Origin of the sequence: Pigmentiphaga sp. YJ18, assembly GCF_038066655.1 — a bacterium.
Lineage (GTDB): Bacteria > Pseudomonadota > Gammaproteobacteria > Burkholderiales > Burkholderiaceae_B > Pigmentiphaga.
In genome coordinates this window covers 311,116-329,251 of sequence record NZ_JBBUKU010000003.1, presented here as the reverse complement: position 1 = coordinate 329,251, position 18,136 = coordinate 311,116, and the positions used below count along the sequence as shown (strand labels likewise).

The following is an 18,136-nucleotide window of genomic DNA, read 5'->3' as shown; positions in this document are numbered from 1 at the left end:
CGCCGGCTCAGCGCGCCGCGAGCAGGGCCTCGACGGCGCGCGCCACCGCCAGCAGGCGGCGGTCCTGGCCGCCCGGCGCGGCCAGCATGAGCCCGACCGGCGCCGTGCCCGGTTCGTGGCAGGGCAGCGAAATGGCGCACCCGTCCAGGAAGTTGATGAAGGTCGGGTTGCGCAGCATCAGCAGGTTGGCCCGGCCATAGGCCTCGTCGTTGGCCAGCTCGCGCAGCGTCGGCGCGATCACGGGCACCGTGGGGCAGACGATCACGTCCAGCGTCTCGAAGTGCCGGCTCGTGCGCCCTATCCAGTCGGCGCGGCGGGCATGCAGTTCGGCAACGTCCCGGGCGGTCAGCTGCGCGCCTTTCTCGATGCGTACCTTGACGCGCGGATCGTACCGGTCGCCGTGCCGGGCCATCATGTCCCGGTGCAGCGGATAGGACTCGGCGGCCGTGTAGCCGCCCTTGGCATTGATGGCCGCCAGTTCCGAGAATTCCGCGAAGGGCGCGTCCACGATGGCCGCGCCGGCTTGCGACAGCCGTTGCAGCGCGGCCTGGAAGGCCGCGGCCACGTCGCCGTCCATGCCGTCCAGCACGAGGGTTTGCGGCACGCCCATGCGCAGGCCGGCCAGGGGCGCCTGCTCGTCCAGGTGCACCGGGTCGCCGGACAGGATGGCGTCGACGAGGGCGCAGCAGTTCACCGTGTGGCCGAGGCCGCCTATGCTGTCCAGCGTGGTCGACAGCGGAAAGGCGCCCGCCGCGGGCACGCGCGCCGCGGTGGGCTTGAAGCCGGCCAGGCCGGTCAGCGCGGCGGGGATGCGGCATGATCCGCCGGTATCGGTGCCCAGGCCCACGGCGGCCATGCCGTCGGTGACCGAGACCGCCGCGCCCGAGGACGAACCCCCGGGGATCCGGCCGGTCTTGCGGTCGTAGGGATTGAGCGGCGTGCCGTAGTGGGGATTGAGCCCCAGCCCCGAATAGGCGAACTCGGTCATGTTCGTGCGGCCCATGACGACGAAGCCCGCCTCGCGCAGGCGGGCGACCGCCACGGCGTCGCGCGCGGCGGGCGGGCCATCGGCCAGCACGCGCGAGCCCGCCGTCGTGACCTGGCCTTCGATGTCGAACAGATCCTTGATCGAGATGGGAATGCCCGCCAGGCGCCGGGTGCGTTCCCCCCGCGCGCGCGCCGCATCGGCCGCATCGGCGGCGCGCCGCGCGCCGTCGGTATCCACCCGGGTATAGGCGCGCGCGCCCTCGCCGGACGGATCGGCGATGCGCGCCAGACAGGCTTCCACCAGCTCGCGGCTGGTCGTGCGGCCGGCGCCCAGCTCGGCGCTCAGGTGTTCGAGGGACATCAAGGACGGCATCGCGGGGTCTCGTTCAGGCGGGGTCGTAATAGTGTATTTCCAGAAGGAGACAGCCGCCGTTCGATTTGAAGGGGCCGTGCCAGGCGCCGGGCGGGCGCACCGCGTAGGTGTAGCCGGAGAACGGCGTGCCGCCGTTGCCGTCGGCGTCATTGCCCACCGTCAGGTCGCCTGAGACCAGGAAGACTTCTTCCCAATGATCGTGGACGATGGCCTCCCGCGTGTGGAGGCCCGGCGGGAAGCGCAAGAGGCGCGTGCGGCTGCCGCGCTTGTTCAGGACGTCCAGCGCGCCGGCCAGGATCTTCTCGCGGGCGCCGGAGGCGGGGTCGTAGCCCTCGGGCAATTGCCAGCCATTCTCCATGTCCAGCGTATGGAATTCGTCGTGCAGTTTGTTCACGGGCATAGGGGTGCTCCTGATGGGAAACGGGATCAGCCGGCCACCGGCAGCGCCTCGGCGCGATAGCCATGGCGCAGCGTGCGGTCCAGCACGGGGTCGTGCAATTCGAAATCGAAGCGGGCCGAGTGGCGGATGCCGCCGTGGGCCGGCAGCGTGCCGCAGAACATGGCGCCGCCTTCGGGCAGGGCGCCCGCGCCGTCGGCGTAGCCGGCGATCAGGTCGAGCGGATGGCGCATGGCCGACACCGGGCCTTCCTGGTAGGGCACGCGCCGGCCGTCTTCCTCGATGAAGGCGCGCAGCAGCAACTGGTCCCAATGCGGGGCGACGTCGTCGAACAGCCACCAGTCGGCGCCTATGGGTTTTTCGCACAACTGCTTGGAGATCGCCACCCCCATGGTCTCGACCTTGCGGTCGGTATGGTCCGAGCCTATGCCCACCCACAACTGCCCGCCCGCGCGCAGCATGACGAATTCGACCTCGCCGCTGGAGTCGGTGCCGCTGACCTCGATGTGGTCGCGAGTGGTCAGGCGCGACGCGGCGACGCGGTAGTACATGGGCGTGGCGGCCGGGCGCGGGACGCCCAGGGCCTCCAGTTCGGCGATGTGTTTTTCCATGGCCTCGCGGTCGCGGCCGGTCCAGCCTGCGATGACGGCGTGCGAGATGGCGGTGTCGCGTGGGACTTTGCCCGCGCGGGTGATGAAGTTCAGAAGCATCGTGTGTCCATCGGGAAAAGCGTGGCGGCCGCGCATGCCGTGGCATGCGCGGCCGGATCGGTCCGGCGTCAGTCCAGCTGGGCGTTGGCGGCCTTGACCACCTTCTGCCAGCGGGCCGATTCCTGCGCGATGAAGGCGCGGAACTCGTCGGGCTTGTCGGCGATGATGGTCAGTCCCAGCGATTCCAGCCGGGCCGTGACGGCGGGGTCGTGCAAGGCCTTGGCGAACTCGGCGTTCAGCCGGTCGACGACGGGGCGCGGCGTGCCGGCGGGCGCGACGAAGCTGTACCAGTTGCCGGCCTGCACGTCGGGATATCCGGCCTCGGCCGAGGTGGGAATGTCCGGCGCCTGCGGGCTGCGTTCCTTGGCGGTCAGCGCGATGGCCTTCAGGCGGCCGCTCTTGACGTACTGGAGGACGTTCGACAGGTTGTCGCACATCAGGCCCACGCGGCCGCTCAAGACGTCCTGCATGGCCGGGGCCGGGCCCTGGTAGGGCACGTGCACCAGGTCCACGCCGGTGGCCGCCTTCAGCGATTCGCCGCACAGGTGGCTGGTGCTGCCGTTGCCGGCCGAGGCGAAGGTCAGTTCGCCGGGGCGCTTGCGCGCCAGTTCCACCAGTTCCTTCAGGTTGGACGCCGCGATGCCGGGGTGGGCCACCAGCAGGTTGGGGGTGGACGCGGCGTTGATGACCGGGTCGAAGTCCTTGGCCGGCGCGTACGCGAGCTTGCTGTACACCCAGGGGTTGATGGCCAGCACGCCCGTCGTGGCCATCAGCAGCGTATAGCCGTCGGCGGGCGAGGTCGCCACTTTTGCGGCGCCCAGCGAGCCGTTGGCGCCGGCACGGTTTTCGACGACGACCGTGGTGCCCAGGGCCTTCGAGACGTGGGGCGCCAGCAGGCGGGGAATGATGTCGCTGGTGCTGCCCGGCGGAAACGGCGTCACGATGGTGATGGGGCGGCTGGGGTACGGATCGGCCCAGGCCGTGGCCGACGCCAGCGCGAGGAGGGTACCTAGTGCGAATTTGCTGAACATGCTGAACTCCCGATGGAGGATTGGTGGGAAGGGGAGCGCATACGGCGGGTCAGGCTCCCTGGTGCATCTCCGGCCGCCGCAGGCTGCTGATCATGGACACCTTCAACAGGTACTCCCTGGCCAGTTGCCCGTCGCCGGCCGTGCGGGTCATCTCTTCGCGCCAGGTCTTCTGCCGCGCTTCGTCCCGCGTCTCCAGGTTGTTCTTGTTGGCGATGGTGATCTTGTTCACGTAGTCGAGCGCGACGGGCCGGCGTTCCGCCTCGTACCGGTCCAGCAGTGCGTCGTCGGCCTGCCCCAGGCACACGCGGGCGAGCTTGTCGGCCAGGTTGAAAGCATCATGTATGCCACCGTTCATGCCCATGCCGCCCAGCGGATTGTTCAGGTGGGCCGCATCGCCGGCCAGAAAGGCCCGGCCCACACGGTAGCGCGGCGCCACGCGCTGGTGCACGGAATAGATGGTGCGGTGCTCGATGGTGTAGCCGGCCGGGTTCGGGTGCACGCATTGCAGGCGCCGCTGGATGCTGGCGTCGGACAGGATGTCGGCGTCGGTTTCGTCGGCGCCCACCGGCAGCATCACGCGCCACAGGCCGGGCACGCGCAGCAGGAAGAACCACTGCTCGGGGTCCGCGAAGTAGCTGACTTCGGCCAGGCCGGGAATGACGTCGGCGAAGTCGAAGGGGGTGCTGGCGACCAGGAAGCGTTCAGTCCAGGTGAAGCCTTCCAGCACCACGCCCACCAGGTCGCGCACCGCGCTGCGGCCGCCGTCGGCGCCGATCAGCCAGGTGCCGCGTTCCGTCGTCTCGGCGCCGTCCGCGCGCTGAACGGTAAGCGTCACGCCGTCCGCGTCCTGCTGCGCGTTCGTCACGCGCGCGTCGAAGCGGACCTCGGCATGCGGAATGCGCGCCAGGCGGTCGACCAGGAGGCCGTTCAGCTTGAACTGCTCGCACTGGAGGCGGTAGGGGTGCGCGGTCTCGCCGCCGATGGCGCCGAAGTTGAACTCGGCCACCCAGCCCTGGCGATCGCGGTATTGCATGCGCGGGGCCACCAGGCCCATGTTGATGAGTAATTTCGAAATATCGAGGCGGGCAAGCAGGTCCAGCGTCGACGGCTGGAAGGTGGAGGCGCGCAAGGTCTGGGGCAGGCTGGCCTCGGCCTCGAACACCGTCACGGGTATGCCGGCATCCGCCAGCACGTTGGCGGCCACCAGGCCCACCGGGCCGGCGCCGGCGATCAGGACTCGTTCGTTGTTTGCGGTCATGGCTTGCAGGAATGTGGAAGAACGGGAGACATCCTAGGAGTCTTGTCCGAGGCCCGACAAACGATTTATTCTGGACACATCTTGAGTTTTTGGAATGACCCAATGCGACGCAGGCTGCCCAGCATCGGTGCGTTGACCGCCTTCGAGGCGGCCGCCCGCCACCTCAGCATCACCCGCGCGGCGGCCGAACTGGCGCTGACCGAAAGCGCCGTGTCGCGGCAGATCTCGCTGCTGGAAGAACAACTGGGTGTACGGCTGTTCCATCGCATCAAGAAGCGCATTTCCTTGACGCGCGCGGGTGCCATGTATGGCGAGCGGGTGATGCAGACCATAGAACGCATCGAACGCGACACGCAGGAAGTCATGGGACATGAAGGCGGCGGCGTGGTGCTCGAGATCGCCGCGTTGCCCACCGTCGGGTCGCAGTGGCTGGTGCCCAGGCTGGCCTCGTTCTACGATGGCCAGCCCGGTGCCACCGTGCACGTCAGCGCGCGCAGCACGCGCTTCTTCTTCAGCGAAAGCGCGCTGGACGGTGCCCTGTATTTCGGCGCGCCCGACTGGCCCGGCGCCGGCGTCGACCACCTGTTCGACGAGGTGCTGCTGCCGGTGGGCAGCCCGGCCTTGCTGCGCGGCGCCGCCTCGCTCGGTCCGCGCGACATCGTGGGCTGCCGGCTGCTGCACCTGATGACTCGCCCCGAGGCCTGGCGCCAATGGTGCGCGGCGGCGGGGCTGGCCGACGTCAACGTCATGCGCGGACCGCGTTTCGAGATCCAGTCCATGCTGATCAGCGCCGCCTGCGCGGGCCTGGGCGTGGCGCTGCTGCCGCGTTTCCTGATCGGCGACCAGCTGCGGTCGGGCAAGCTCAGGGTGTTGTCGGATCTGGCGGTGCGCAGCGAAGGCTCTTATTACTTCGCCTATCCGGTGGAAAATGCCGGCGACCCGGCTCTGGCGATTTTTCGCGCCTGGCTGCAGGCGCAGACCGAATCCCTCAGGAAACAGACACGGGCAAGCGATGCCGCTCCAGCCGCTCGCGGTCTATCCAGTCGTCCAGGCAAGGCGAGGGCGGCAGTGCCACGCGGCCGCGCCGGATGAGCGGCTCGGCGGGCACGACCTGCTCGGCCAACGTCAGGAAGAAGGTCTGCTCCGCGGCGAAGGCGCTGTCGGCGGCAGGTACGGCCGCGGCCTGCTGCAGGTTGATCAGGGTGCCCAGCGCGCTTTCCGCATAGATGCCGGTGGCGATCCGGGCGCCGTAGTCATGCGCGAGTTTGCCGATGGCCAGTGTTTCGGTCATGCCTATGCGCCCGGGCTTGGCGCTGAGCGAGCGCGCGCCCCGTTCCAGGAACAGCGCCGCATCGGCGGCCGTGGCGCAGGGGCTGTCCACCAGGATGGGCAGGGGGGTGCCGCGCTGCAAGGCCTCGAAGTGGGTATCCGGGCGCAGCGGGCAGGGGTCTTCCGCGGTCTCGACCCCTTCGTCCTCGAGCAGGCGCAGGTAGGCCGCGGCCTCGTCCGGCGCATAGGCCGAGTTGGCGTCCACGTTGAAGACCGCGCCGTCGCCCACCGCCCGGCGTATGGCGCGCAGCGCCCGCCGGTCGACGTCCATGCCTTGTCCGCCCTTGATCTTGAACGCGCGTATGCCATGGCGCTCGGCCGCGCCGGCGGCCTCGCGCGCCATGACTTCCGGGGGCTGGCGGGTCACGGTCCAGGTCACCTCGACCTCGGGCGTGCCGCCCCAGAATTGCCACAGCGGCTGCTGGGCGCGGGCGGCGCGCAGCATCCAGCAGGCGGTTTCCAGCATGCCCTTGGCCAGGCGGTTTTCCGGAAGGGGAGCCAGCGCCTGGCGCAGCGTGGCCGGATCGGAGACGTCCAGGCCGGCCGCCGCCGGCATCACCAGATCCCGGAAAGCCGCGGCCAGCGAGGCCGGCGAGACGCCGGACCAGGTCGCCTTGACCGTGCCTTCGGCCATCCCGGCCAGGCCCTCGTCCGATTCGATGCGCAGCAGGGCGTAGATGCCCGCGTCTTCGACCGCGTTGGCCCAGACCACCTGGCGGCGGTAGGGCAGGCGATAGAAATCCAGCGACCAGCGGGCGATCTTCATGGCGGAAGGTCAGCCCATCGTGATGTTGGCTTTCTTGATCAGCTTGCGCCAGGTCTCCATCTCGCGCTCGACGTGGGTCCGGAATTCCTCCGGCGTGGTACCCAGCATCTCGACGCCCTGGGACTTGAAGTGCTCTTTGAATTCGGGCGATTGCACGATCTTGTTCAATTCGCGGTTCAGCTTGTCGACGATGGGCTTGGGCGTGCCGGCTGGCGCGACATAGCCCCACCAGCCCGAGGCATCGTAGCCGGGCAGGGTTTCGGCGATGGTGGGCACGTTGGGCAGTACCGACATGCGTTCCTTGCCGGTGACGGCGATCGCCTTCACGCGGCCGGGTTGCAGGTAGGCCATCGCCCCCGTGTAGGTGCTGAACGTCAATTGCACCTGTCCGCTGGCGACGTCGTTCAGGCCCTGTGCCAGGCCCTTGTAGGGGATGTGCATCAGGTCGACGTGGGCCATGTCCTTGAGCAGTTCGCCCATCAGGTGGGCGCTGCCGCCGTTGCCGGTCGATGCGTACGAGATCTTGCCCGGCTGCGACTTGGCCAGCGCGATCAGTTCGGGGACCGTGTTGGCGGGCAGGCTGGGCGTGGCGGTCATCACGTAGGGCGAGGTTCCCACCAGGGTGATGAAGCTGAAGCTCTTGATCGAATCGTAGGGCAGCTTGGCGACCAGGCTGGGATTGATCGAATGGGAAGCCGCCGTTTGCAGCAGGGTGTAGCCGTCGGGTTCGGCGCGCGCGACGTACTCGGTGCCGATGACGGTGCCGCCGCCGGGCTTGTTCTCGACGACGACCGATTGCTTGAGCGCTTCGGACAGTTGCTGCGCGACGCGGCGCGCCAGCACGTCATTGATCGCGCCGGGCGTGTAGGGAACGATGATGCGGATCGGCCGCGAGGGGTAGTTGGCCGCGGATTCGCTTTGCGCCCACGCGGGCAGCGTTGTCGCCACGGCAGCCGCGACGGCTCCCAATTGAAGGGCGAAACGGGTCTTCATGCTGTCTCCTCGATGGCGGCTGTCCGGGGGACTTGCCGTCCTTGCCGGGGAAAAGCCAGATTGTTGTCTAAATCAACTATGGATTTTATCAACTATACCGTAGCAAGTTGCCATTTTCAACGAAGAGGCGCTGGGGAAAACCCCGGGCGCCCCCGCCCGCATCGTTCATTCGTAGGAGAGAGTGTCGAACAGTGTTTGCACGGCCGCCGGCGGGGTGCCGGCGCCCAGCGCCAGCATCAGTGTGATGCGCGCCTTGTAGGGGTCCAGGCCGGCGGCCTGGATGAAGCCGCCGCCGGGCAGCCCGACCCGGCCGGCGCCGCAGCGGGTGGCACGCACGATCGCCAGGCCCTGCCGGCCGGCCTCGCGCAGCAGCGGTTCGATGCGGCCGCTGATCGAGCCGTTGCCGTAGCCGGCCCAGACCAGTCCGCGCGCACCGCCGCGCAGGACCGCTTCGACCATCGAGGTGGAAATGCCGGGATAGTCGAACAGGATGTCCACCGGCGCGAGCGGCGCATCCGGCGCGAAGCGCGCCGCGGGCCGGCGGGGCGGCCAGAACCAGCCCACGCGGCCGTCCTGGATGAAACCGGCGGGCCCGGCTTCCCCGCTGTCGAAGGCGTCCACGCGATGCGTGTGCGCCTTGCGCAGATGGCGGGCGTGATGGATCTGGCCGTTCAGGACGGCCATTACGCCATGCCGCGCTGCCTGCGGGCAGGCCGCCACCTGCACGGCCTGCAGCAGGTTCATGGGGCCGTCGGCGGAGGCCGCGGTGGCGGGGCGCATGGCGCCCGTAATGACCAGCGGCTTGGCCAGGGCCAGCGTCAGGTGCAGGAACCAGGCCGTCTCCTCCAGGGTGTCGGTGCCGTGGGTCAGCACCACGCCGTCGACATCCGGGTCCGCCTGTGCCCGCCCGACTTCGCGGGCCAGCATCTGCCAGAAACCGGGCAGCGCATCCTTGCTGTCCAGCGAGGCCAGTTGCCGCGCGTCCAGGCGAATGTCGTCCTGCGGGGGAAGGGCGGCCAGCAGCGCATCGACCGGAAGGGCGCCGGCGCGGTAGCCGCTGGTATCGCGAGGCGATGGCGCGGCGCCGGCGATGGTGCCGCCGGTGGCCAGGATGCGCACGGCGGGTATCCGGCGCGTCATGCGGCCTCCGCGGAGTATGCTCGCGTGGGGGCGCGCAGCCGCGCCCGCCTGTCAGGACGATCCGTATGCACGATGCGACACACCGCTTGCTGGCCGCGCTCAGGATGCGCCAGCTCGAACTCATCAGCACCCTGGCCGATGCCGGCAACATGCGGGCGGCGGGCCAGCGGCTGCACCTGAGCACCGCGGCGGTCAGCAAGGGCCTGCGCGAGGTGGAAGCCCTGTTCGGCACGGCCATCTTCCACCGCCTGCCGCGCGGCGTGGTCACGACCGCTGCCGGCGACCTGATCGTCCAGCGCGCGCGGGTGCTGCTGGGCGAGGTGGCCCAGTTGGCCGACGAGCTGGCCGCGCACGGCATGCCGGCCGACCAGGGCATACGGCTGGGCGCGCCGCCCTTCATCGCCTGGACGCTGGTGCCCCGGCTGCTGCGCGACCTGGCGGCCCACGGCGGCCTGCCGCCCGTGCGCATCGTCGAGGGCCGCCTGGCCGACATGTGCCAGAAGCTGGAGGCCGGCGACCTGGACGTGCTGGTCACGATGAACACGCCGTCCGAGCTTGGCGGGCTGAGGCCCGACGGTTTCGTGATCGAACAGATAGGGACCGAGGAATGGACCGTGGTGTGCGCGCCGGCGCATCCGCTGGCCGCTGACCGCCGCCGGCGCCACGCGTGGCGGTCGCTGCGCGACGAGGCCTGGATACTGCCGCCGCGGCCGACCAACGCCCGCATGATGGTGGAGCAGGTCATGCTGCACCACGACCTGGCGCCCATCGTGCCCCGGATCGAATCCACCAATGCCATCACCAATCTGCAACTGGCCGAACAGTCGCTGGGCGTGACGCTGGCGGCGCGCTGCGTGATCGAGGATCGCCTGCGGCGCGGGACCCTGGTGGAGATCGGCATGGAGGACCTGCCCGCGCCGGTCCCCATCGCGATGGTCTATCGCTTCAGCGGCGCTCATCGCGGCGGCGTGTCGGCGCTGCGCGAGGCGGCGCAGCGGCTGCGCAGCGCGGCGACGTCGCCCGAGGCCAGCCCCAGTTCGTCCACCAGGAAGTTCTCGGCCCGGAAATCGCGCGCATAGGCGGCCTCCAGGATGTCGATGCAGGCCGACAGCAGCGGCGACTCCACGCCCGCCGCCCGCGCCAGCGCTTCCTGGAACACCAGGCCGAAGGGCGCGTCTTCCAGCACGTAGCGGTGGTCCAGGCGGGCGGGGCCCGAGGGACCCATGCCGCGCGCCTGGATGGCGGCGGCCATCTCGTGCAGCGGTCCGGCCTCGATATGGTAGGAGCGGCTGTAGTGCTCGGCCAGCGTGGGCAGGGCGAAGCCCAGCGCCGCGGCGGTGGCCAGGCGTTCCCGGTCCAGGCCCGCGGCCAGGCGGCCGACCACCGGCGTGAAGCAGCCGAACAGCGGCCAGTCCTCGCCCCGGTCCATGCGGGTCAGGTTGGGGATGACCTCGGCGGCGTGGGCGATGGGGTTGATGTTGGCCAGCGTCGGCGCCAGCAGGTCGCCGGCATCGACGAAGCGGTCACCCAGCAGGGCGGCGCAGAGCGCCAGGATGCGGTCGCCCGCTCCGGTCGAGGCCATGTCGATGCGATGGCGCAGCGGATTGGCGTGCAGCCGGCCGTCGGGCAGGAAGTGCGCGGTCGTGGGCGTCGTGGCCCAGCCCGCGGCGTGCAGATCGCAGCCGCGCCGCGCCGCGCGCTCGCGCAGCCAGAGCGGCGCCAGGCTGAGCGCGCCGCTGACGATGATGGTCTGGCCGTCGCGCCACACCGGCGTCAGCCGTCCCAGCACGTCGGCATAGGCATTGCCCGGCAGGCAGACGATGACGGTGTCGAACCCGGCCAGCCGTTCCGGCGCGGCCAGCAGCTCGATCTCCACGTCGCCGTCCAGGGCGCCGGTGCAGGCGATGCGCGCCATGCCGCCGCGGCGCTCGAGCCGGGCGGCGGTGGGGGACCACAGGAAGGGACGGTGTCCGTGACGAAGCAGATAGGCCGCGGTGGCGCAGCCGATGGGCCCGGCGCCGACGACTGCGACGTCGAGCGCGGGGTGGGAATGCGATGCCATCCTAGTCCAGGGAAATGTGGCGTTCGCGGATGATGCGGGCCCACTTGGCGCTTTCCGCGGCCGCGGCGCGGCGCAGCTCGTCGGGCGAGCCGTCGACGATCTCGACGCCCTGGCGGCGCAGCTTGTCGCGCAGGTCGTTGCCCGACAGCACCTTGTGCACGGCCTGGTGCAGGCGGTCGATGATCGGGCGCGGCGTGCCCGTCGGCGCGAACAGCGCGAAGTTGGTCGTCGACTCGAAGCTGGGGACGCCGGATTCGCCCACGGTGGGAACCTCGGGCAGCAGGGGCGAGCGGGCCGTGCCCGTCACGGCGATGGCCTTCAGGCGGCCGGCGGCGGCGAAGGGCAGGGCCACGCCCAGGTCCAGGAAGGCCGCGTCGACTTCTCCCGCGGCCACCGCGTTGTTGGCCGGGCCGCCGCCCTTGTAGGGCACGTGCGTCATGGAAATGCCGGTCAGGCTCATGAACAGCTCCGCCGCCAGGTGGCTGGTCGAGCCGTTGCCGCCCGAGGCGACGTTCAGGCGGCCGGGCTGCTTGCGGGCCAGCGCCAGCAGATCCTTCACGCCGGATGCCTCCAGCGTGGGACGCACCGCCAGGATGAGCGGGCTCGAGGCCAGCAGCGAGACCGGGGCGAGGTCGCGTTCGTTCCGGTAGGGCAGCGATTTGTACAGGTGCTCGGCGATGGCGTAGGTGCTGTTGGTGGCCAGGATCAGCGTATAGCCGTCGGCCGGGGCGGCCGCCACCTGGGCGTGGCCGATGGTGCCGTTGGCGCCGGGCCGGTTGTCCACCACCACCTGCTGGCCGAGCTGCAGGCTCAGTTCCGTGGAGACCATGCGGGCCAGCAGATCGGTGGCGCCGCCAGGAGACCACCCGACCACCATCTTGATGGGACGGGAGGGATAAGCGCCGGACTGCGCGTGGGCGGCCGGGACAAAGGCGACGGCCAGCGCGGCCCATAGGCTTATGGCGGGTAAGGTTTTCATCGAAGGGAGTCCGGGGTGAAGGGTACGATGAGTGTATTGAGCGCCTTCCCGCCTGACGAGCGACGTCTTTTCAAGCCTCGTCAACCCAGGGTTAACGCAGCGTGGCCATCGCCCGCTTCCCCGGTGGGCGCAACCCTTGCACGAGAGCAGAATGACCGCACTGTCCGTATTGGATCTGTCACCCATCTGCGCCGGCGGCACGGCCGCCGACGCCTTTCGCAACACCCTCGACCTGGCGCAGCACGCCGAGCGCTGGGGCTATCGCCGCTACTGGCTGGCCGAGCACCACAACATGCCCGGCATCGCCAGCGCCGCCACGGCGCTCGTGATTTCCCACGTGGCCGCCGGCACCACCCACATCCGGGTGGGCGCGGGCGGCGTCATGCTGCCCAACCACGCGCCGCTGGTCATCGCCGAACAGTTCGGCACGCTGGCCTCGCTGTATCCGGGCCGCATCGACCTCGGCCTGGGCCGCGCGCCCGGGTCGGACCAGGCCACCGCCCGCGCGTTGCGCCGGGGGCAGGGCGATACCGCCGACCGCTTCCCGCAGGACGTGGCCGAGCTGCAGCACTATTTCCAGGCGCCGAGCCCGGGGCAGCCGGTGCAGGCCGTGCCCGGCGGCGGACTGGACGTGCCGCTGTGGCTGCTGGGGTCCAGCCTTTTCAGCGCGCAACTGGCGGCGCAGATGGGGCTGCCGTTCGCCTTCGCCTCGCACTTCGCGCCGGGCTATCTGACGGCGGCGCTGGATCTGTACCGCACGCGCTTCCAGCCTTCCGAGGCCTTGCGGCGCCCCTATGTCATGCTGGGCATCAACGTGGTCGCCGCCGACACCCCGGACGAGGCGCGCCGCCTGTTCACGTCGCTGCAGCTGCAATTCGTCAACCTGATCCGCGGGACGCCCGGCAAGCTGAACGCCCCGGTCGACAACATCGAGGAAATCTGGAGCGGCGCCGAGAAGGCGCACATCGAGCGTTCGCTGTCCTGCGCGGTGGTGGGCACGCCGGAAGACGTCGAAACCGGCCTGGACGAATTCGCGCGCCGGCACGGGGCCGACGAGCTGATGGTGACGGCCCAGGTCTACGACCACGCCGCGCGCCTGCGTTCGTTCGAGATCGCCGCCGCCGCCGGCGCGCGGCTGGGGTGGCTGGAAAACGCGGCGTGAGGCTGGTCAGTCGTCCCGCTCGGGCAGGCGCTCGGCTTTCAGCGGCAGCACCTTGCCCAGCCAGAATCCGTGGACCAGGTGATCGCGGCGCGGAAGTCCCGTGTCCGGGTGCACCAGCACGTCCAGGCCGCGCCGGTTCAGCATGAGCCAGGGCACGAGCGAGGCAAAGACGGCGGGGTCGAACAGCAACTGATACATCGCCTGGGTATGCGGGCCGACGGGCACGTCGTGCCAGCGGCCGGCGCGCAGGGGAAAGCGCGCGACGGCTTCCTCGCGCACGATCGCGGCCACGTCGCGGGTGGCGGCGGGGTCGTAGTAGACATGGGCATGGAATGCGCGAATGATGCCGGTGTCGTAGGAGTCTGCCTGCATGGCTTCTGGCCTGGATGGCGGTGCGGACCGCGGTGGTGAATGAAAGAGAAGAAGGCGCGGCGGTGGCCGAGCCCTGTATCGATTCTATGTGACGGAGCGACAAGTGGACCTGGGATTGAAAGGAAAAGTGGCGGTGGTGACCGGCGCGACGGCAGGCATAGGCCTGGCGGCCGCGCTGAAGTTCGTGGAAGAGGGCGCCCGGGTGGCGATCTGCGCGCGCAGCGCCGACAAGCTGGCGGCCACCGTGGAGCTGTTGCGGGCCAAGGGCGGCGATGTCTTCGGGCTGGCGACGGACATCTCCAGGCCCGAGGAGATCGAGCGGTTCTTCACGGCCGTCGCGGATCACTTCGGCCGTATCGACATCCTGGTCAACAATGCCGGCACCTCGATGCGCGGCCCGTTCCTGAAGATGAGCGACGCCGACTGGGACGCCGATCTCGAACTGAAGCTGTACGGGGCGATCCGCTGCTCGCGGCTGGCCGTCCAGCACATGAAGAAGCAAGGGGGCGGCCGCATCGTCAACATCTCGACCATAGGCGGCAAGCAGCCCGCCGCCACCTCCATGCCGACCTCGGTGTCGCGCGCGGCGGGGTTGGCCCTGACCAAGGCGCTGTCGCGCGAGTTCGCGGCCGACAACATCCTCGTGAACGCCGTCTGCATCGGCAAGATCAAGGCCGGCCAGCACGAGCGCGCCGCCGCCTCGAAGGGCCGCGACGCCGACGACCTGTACCACGAGTTCGCCCAGGACATCCCCCTGGGCCGGGTGGGCGAGGCCGAGGAAGCCGCCAACGTCATCGTCTTCCTGGCGTCCGGGGCGGCCAGCTACGTGACCGGCTCCAGCGTCAACCTGGACGGCGGCGCATCCTCCGTGATGTGACGGCGGCGCGGGCTCCGGCCCGCGGCGGGGCTTGCAATTCCCAACCTTCGCCTATATAGTTAGTTCAACTAACTAACTTATTGGGCGCAGCGCCCGCGCGCCTGCCCGTCAGGACCATGTTGGACCCCACCGGCAACGAATCGATCGACCTGGCCGCGCAATTGCGGCCGGCCATCCTGCGGCTGAACAGGCTGCTGCGACGCGAGACCCAGGCCTTCGGCGTCTCGCCGCTCATGGTCATGCTGCTCTCGGCCATCGACAAGGAGCCCGGCATAGGCGTCAACGATCTCGCCAATCGCGAGAACATGCGCGCCGCCAGCATGAGCAATCACGTCAAGCAGCTCGAGGCCGCCGGCTACATCCAGCGCGACCAGACCCTGCATACGGACAAGCGCCGCGTCGGACTGGCCGTGACGCCGGCTGGCCGCAAGCTGGTGGCCGAGGTGCGCAAGCGCCGCACCGACTGGCTGGCGGGCCGCATCGCCATGCTCGATCCCGACGACCGCGCCGCGCTCGGCCGCGCGGCCAAAGCCCTGCAGCATCTCGGGGAGTGACAGCCATGGCCTTGTCCACCAACCATCACTCCCCGTTCATCACCCGCATCACGCAGCGGCTGGCCCCCATGGTCGTGCCGCTCATCGTCGGCTGCGCGCTGTTCATGCAGATGCTGGACTCCACGGTCATCGCCACGGCCCTGCCGGCCATGGCTCATTCCTTCGGCGAGGATCCGGTCCGGCTCAACGTCGCGATCACCGCCTATCTGCTCAGCGCCGCGGTGTTCGTTCCCATCTGCGGCTGGGCCGCCGACCGGTTCGGCGCGCGCCAGGTATTCGCCTCGGCCATCGTGCTGTTCACCATCAGCTCCACGCTGTGCGGTCTGTCGCAAACGCTGGGCCAGATGGTGGCCGGCCGCATGCTGCAAGGATTCGCGGGGGCGATGATGGTCCCGGTGGGGCGCATCGTGCTGCTGCGCACCGTGTCCAAGTCGGAACTGGTGCGCGCCATGTCGTTCCTCAGCATGCCGGCGCTGCTGGGGCCCATCTTCGGGCCCGCCGTGGGCGGCTTCCTGGTCGAGTATGGCTCCTGGCGCTGGATCTTCTTCATGAACCTGCCCATCGGCATCCTGGGCGTGATCCTGGCGCTGCGCTACATCCGCGATACCGAGGCGGGCCAGCCGCAGCCGCTGGACATCATCGGCTTCCTGCTGACCGCCGTCTGCCTGGGCACGCTGGTGTTCTGCTTCGAAGCCGTGGGCCATGGCGTGCTGTCGACGCCCGTGGTGCTGGCGATGCTGGGCTTGGGCGGCGTGTGCGGGCTGCTTTACGTCAAGCACGCGGAGCGTTCGCCGCACCCCATCCTGGATTTCCGCCTGCTGAAGATCCCGACCTTCTCCATCGCGCTGCTGGGCGGCAACCTCTGCCGGCTCGCGGTCGGCGCCGTGCCCTTCCTGCTGGCCATGCAATTGCAGGTGGCGTTCGGCATGGGGCCCTTCGCCGCCGGGATGTTGACCTTCGCCGGCGCGCTGGGCGCGCTGATGATGAAGATGAGCGCCAGCCCCATCATCAAGCGCTTCGGTTTCCGCCGCACGCTCGTGGCCAACGCCTTCCTGACCGGGGCGTCCATCATCGGCTGCGTGCTGTTCACCTCGGTCACGCCGCATGCCGTCATCATCATCGTGCTGCTGCTGGGCGGGTTCTTCCGCTCGCTGCAACTGACCGGGGTCAATTCGCTGGCCTATGCCGACATCGGCCCCGAGCAGATGGGGCGGGCCACCGGCATGGCCAGCGCGGTCCAGCAGTTGGCCATCAGCCTGGGCGTGGCCGTGGCCGCCTTCGCGCTCAAGGCCAGCATGGCCACGCGCGGTACCACCACGCTCGATGCCTACGACGTGATCCCCGGCTTCCTGGTCATCGGCATCGCGATGATGATGTCGGTGTTTTTCTTCAGCCGCCTTTCCGCCAACGCCGGTTCCGCCGTCAGCGGAAAGCGGGAGCCCCCCCCTACGCGCTGACGCGCGCCCCCCAGGGGGCGATGCGGGTGGACCGGCAAAGCCGGATCCACCGCATCCTGGGTCTAGTACCGCTATCTTGGTTGGTGGCGCCGGTGCTTCGCTGGCTGCCAGCGGTAGCAACCGTGCTTCTATCCAAGATAGTTTCCCTAGACCCAGGAAACCGCGGATCTGGCTTTGCCAGTCCGCCGGTTTCGCCCCCTGGGGGGCGCGCGAAGCGCGTAGGGGGGGGCTTCGCCTCTACACCATGTTTTTCGGGATGACCCAGGCGTCGAACTGCTCGTTCGTCACGTAGCCCAGGGCCAGCGCGGATTCGCGTAGCGACAGGTTTTCCTTGTGGGCCTTCTTGGCGATCTGCGCGGCCTTGTCGTAGCCGATGTGGGGATTGAGGGCGGTGACCAGCATCAGGGAGCGTTCCACCAGTTCGGCGATGCGGTCGCGGTTGGGTTCCAGGCCCGCCACGCAATTCTTCTCGAAGCTTTCCATGCCGTCGGCCAGCAGGCGGACCGATTGCAGGAAGTTGTGGATCAGCATGGGCTTGAAGACGTTCAGCTCGAAGTTGCCGCTGGCGCCGCCGATGTTGATGGCGACGTCGTTGCCCAGGACCTGGGCGCCGAGCATGGTCAGGGCCTCGGACTGGGTCGGGTTGACCTTGCCGGGCATGATGGAGCTGCCGGGCTCGTTCTCGGGGATGCTGATCTCGCCCAGTCCGGAGCGCGGGCCGCTGGCGAGCCAGCGCACGTCGTTGGCCAGCTTGATCAGGCCGGCGGCCAGGGTCTTGAGGGCGCCGTGGGAGAACAGCAGGCCCTCGTGCGAGGCCAGCGCCTGGAACTTGTTGGGCGCCGACTCGAAGGGCAGGCCGGTTTCGCGGGCCAGCTCGGCGGCCACCTTCGCGCCGAACTCCGGATGGGTATTCAGGCCGGTGCCGACGGCGGTACCGCCTATGGCCAGCTGCAACAGGCTGCGCTGGGCGTGGCGGATCTGTTCCTCGGCCAGCAGCAACTGGGCCTCGTGGCCGGACAGCTCCTGCCCCAGGGTCAGGGGCGTGGCGTCCTGCAGGTGGGTGCGGCCGATCTTGACGATGTCGGCATAGGCGCGCGCCTTGTCGCCCAGCGTCTTGCGCAGGCGCGCCAGGGCAGGCAGCAGGCGGGCGTGGATCTGCAGCGCCGCCGCCACGTGCATGGCCGTGGGGAACACGTCGTTGGACGACTGGCCGCGGTTGACGTGGTCGTTGGGGTGGACCAGCCGGGCCTCGCCCCGCTCGCCGCCCAGGAGTTCCGAGGCGCGGTTGGCCAGCACCTCGTTGACGTTCATGTTGGTCTGCGTGCCCGAGCCGGTCTGCCAGACGCTAAGGGGAAATTCGTCCGGCCAGCGGCCGGCGATGATCTCGTCGGCCGCCGCCTCGACGGCATGGGCGGTACGGCCGTCCAGCAGGCCCAGGTCAGCGTTGACGCGGGCGGCGGCGCGTTTGACCTGGGCCAGGGCCGTGATCAGCGGCATGGGCATCTTCTCGTGCGAGATCGCGAAGAACTGCAGCGATCGCTGGGTCTGGGCGCCCCACAAATGGTCGGCGGGAACGTCGATCGGACCGAAGGTGTCCTTTTCAACACGGGTTTGCATGGTCATCTCCTTGCCTGCCGGCCCAGCCTGCGGGCCTGGATGATTCCAGGTTAGCAGAAGCCATCCACGCAT

Annotated in this window: 17 protein-coding genes and 1 pseudogene; 6 read left to right on the top strand and 12 right to left on the bottom strand. The window is 69.5% G+C overall.

All coding sequences use genetic code 11. The features are described 5' to 3' along the window. Window positions 1–7: 7 nt before the first annotated feature. The 5 genes from WKR98_RS21360 to WKR98_RS21340 form a co-directional block, all read right to left on the bottom strand. The gene (locus WKR98_RS21360) at window positions 8–1,360 is read right to left on the bottom strand and encodes an amidase (RefSeq protein WP_341434613.1); all 1,353 of its coding nucleotides are present in this window, start codon (window positions 1,358–1,360) and stop codon (window positions 8–10) included. Window positions 1,361–1,373: 13 nt separating this feature from the next. Then, window positions 1,374–1,760, bottom strand: coding sequence for a cupin (locus tag WKR98_RS21355; RefSeq protein ID WP_124690786.1), 387 nt, complete (start codon window positions 1,758–1,760; stop codon window positions 1,374–1,376). 26 nt (window positions 1,761–1,786) lie between these two features. Then, entirely contained in the window at window positions 1,787–2,467 is a 681-nt protein-coding gene (locus WKR98_RS21350) for a DUF2848 domain-containing protein (protein ID WP_341434612.1), read from the bottom strand. A 68-nt stretch (window positions 2,468–2,535) separates the two neighbouring features. Further along, on the bottom strand, window positions 2,536–3,498 hold the full coding sequence (locus tag WKR98_RS21345) for a Bug family tripartite tricarboxylate transporter substrate binding protein (RefSeq protein WP_124690784.1): 963 nt from the start codon (window positions 3,496–3,498) through the stop codon (window positions 2,536–2,538). 49 nt (window positions 3,499–3,547) lie between these two features. After that, window positions 3,548–4,756, bottom strand: coding sequence for an FAD-dependent oxidoreductase (locus WKR98_RS21340; RefSeq protein WP_124690783.1), 1,209 nt, complete (start codon window positions 4,754–4,756; stop codon window positions 3,548–3,550). A gap of 102 nt (window positions 4,757–4,858) precedes the next feature. Between WKR98_RS21340 and WKR98_RS21335 the strand changes: the two genes are divergently transcribed. Continuing rightward, window positions 4,859–5,848: a LysR substrate-binding domain-containing protein gene (locus WKR98_RS21335; protein WP_341434611.1), complete on the top strand. Its 990-nt coding sequence runs from the start codon at window positions 4,859–4,861 to the stop codon at window positions 5,846–5,848. Here WKR98_RS21335 and WKR98_RS21330 read toward each other — a convergent pair. The 3 genes from WKR98_RS21330 to WKR98_RS21320 form a co-directional block, all read right to left on the bottom strand. Next, window positions 5,745–6,851 (bottom strand): mandelate racemase/muconate lactonizing enzyme family protein, encoded by a 1,107-nt coding sequence (locus WKR98_RS21330; protein ID WP_341434610.1) that lies wholly within the window; start codon window positions 6,849–6,851, stop codon window positions 5,745–5,747. The genes WKR98_RS21335 and WKR98_RS21330 overlap by 104 nt on opposite strands. A gap of 9 nt (window positions 6,852–6,860) precedes the next feature. Further along, window positions 6,861–7,844: a tripartite tricarboxylate transporter substrate binding protein gene (locus WKR98_RS21325; RefSeq protein WP_124690780.1), complete on the bottom strand. Its 984-nt coding sequence runs from the start codon at window positions 7,842–7,844 to the stop codon at window positions 6,861–6,863. Window positions 7,845–8,009: 165 nt separating this feature from the next. Beyond that, the gene (locus WKR98_RS21320) at window positions 8,010–8,984 is read right to left on the bottom strand and encodes an asparaginase (RefSeq protein ID WP_124690779.1); all 975 of its coding nucleotides are present in this window, start codon (window positions 8,982–8,984) and stop codon (window positions 8,010–8,012) included. Here WKR98_RS21320 and WKR98_RS21315 point away from each other — a divergent pair. Beyond that, a pseudogene (locus WKR98_RS21315) lies at window positions 8,918–9,919 on the top strand (LysR family transcriptional regulator); the annotation flags it as partial. The gene WKR98_RS21320 and the pseudogene WKR98_RS21315 sit on opposite strands and share 67 nt — an antisense overlap. 20 nt (window positions 9,920–9,939) lie before the next feature. On the opposite strand, the gene WKR98_RS21310 reads toward WKR98_RS21315, so the two are convergent. After that, the gene (locus WKR98_RS21310) at window positions 9,940–11,046 is read right to left on the bottom strand and encodes an NAD/NADP octopine/nopaline dehydrogenase family protein (RefSeq protein ID WP_124690777.1); all 1,107 of its coding nucleotides are present in this window, start codon (window positions 11,044–11,046) and stop codon (window positions 9,940–9,942) included. A gap of 1 nt (window position 11,047) precedes the next feature. After that, on the bottom strand, window positions 11,048–12,025 hold the full coding sequence (locus tag WKR98_RS21305; RefSeq protein WP_341434609.1) for a Bug family tripartite tricarboxylate transporter substrate binding protein: 978 nt from the start codon (window positions 12,023–12,025) through the stop codon (window positions 11,048–11,050). Window positions 12,026–12,176: 151 nt separating this feature from the next. Here WKR98_RS21305 and WKR98_RS21300 point away from each other — a divergent pair, with 151 nt between their 5' ends. Continuing rightward, on the top strand, window positions 12,177–13,187 hold the full coding sequence (locus WKR98_RS21300; RefSeq protein WP_124690775.1) for an LLM class flavin-dependent oxidoreductase: 1,011 nt from the start codon (window positions 12,177–12,179) through the stop codon (window positions 13,185–13,187). 6 nt (window positions 13,188–13,193) lie between these two features. On the opposite strand, the gene WKR98_RS21295 is transcribed toward WKR98_RS21300, so the two are convergent. Continuing rightward, a complete protein-coding gene (locus WKR98_RS21295) occupies window positions 13,194–13,559 on the bottom strand; it encodes a DOPA 4,5-dioxygenase family protein (protein ID WP_124690774.1) in 366 nt (121 codons plus the stop codon). A gap of 88 nt (window positions 13,560–13,647) precedes the next feature. On the opposite strand from WKR98_RS21295, the gene WKR98_RS21290 reads away from it, so the two are divergent. The 3 genes from WKR98_RS21290 to WKR98_RS21280 all read left to right on the top strand — a co-directional run bounded on the left by WKR98_RS21290 (window position 13,648) and on the right by WKR98_RS21280 (window position 16,447). Continuing rightward, a complete protein-coding gene (locus tag WKR98_RS21290) occupies window positions 13,648–14,436 on the top strand; it encodes an SDR family NAD(P)-dependent oxidoreductase (RefSeq protein WP_238160156.1) in 789 nt (262 codons plus the stop codon). 116 nt (window positions 14,437–14,552) lie between these two features. Next, window positions 14,553–14,990, top strand: coding sequence for a MarR family winged helix-turn-helix transcriptional regulator (locus WKR98_RS21285; RefSeq protein ID WP_341434608.1), 438 nt, complete (start codon window positions 14,553–14,555; stop codon window positions 14,988–14,990). A 5-nt stretch (window positions 14,991–14,995) separates the two neighbouring features. Then, window positions 14,996–16,447 carry a DHA2 family efflux MFS transporter permease subunit gene (locus tag WKR98_RS21280; RefSeq protein ID WP_445936147.1) on the top strand — a complete coding sequence of 484 codons (1,452 nt, stop codon included), beginning with the start codon at window positions 14,996–14,998 and terminating at the stop codon, window positions 16,445–16,447. A 237-nt stretch (window positions 16,448–16,684) separates the two neighbouring features. Here WKR98_RS21280 and fumC read toward each other — a convergent pair whose 3' ends face one another. Continuing rightward, entirely contained in the window at window positions 16,685–18,064 is a 1,380-nt protein-coding gene (gene fumC / locus WKR98_RS21275) for a class II fumarate hydratase (protein ID WP_341434607.1), read from the bottom strand. Window positions 18,065–18,136: the final 72 nt, after the last annotated feature.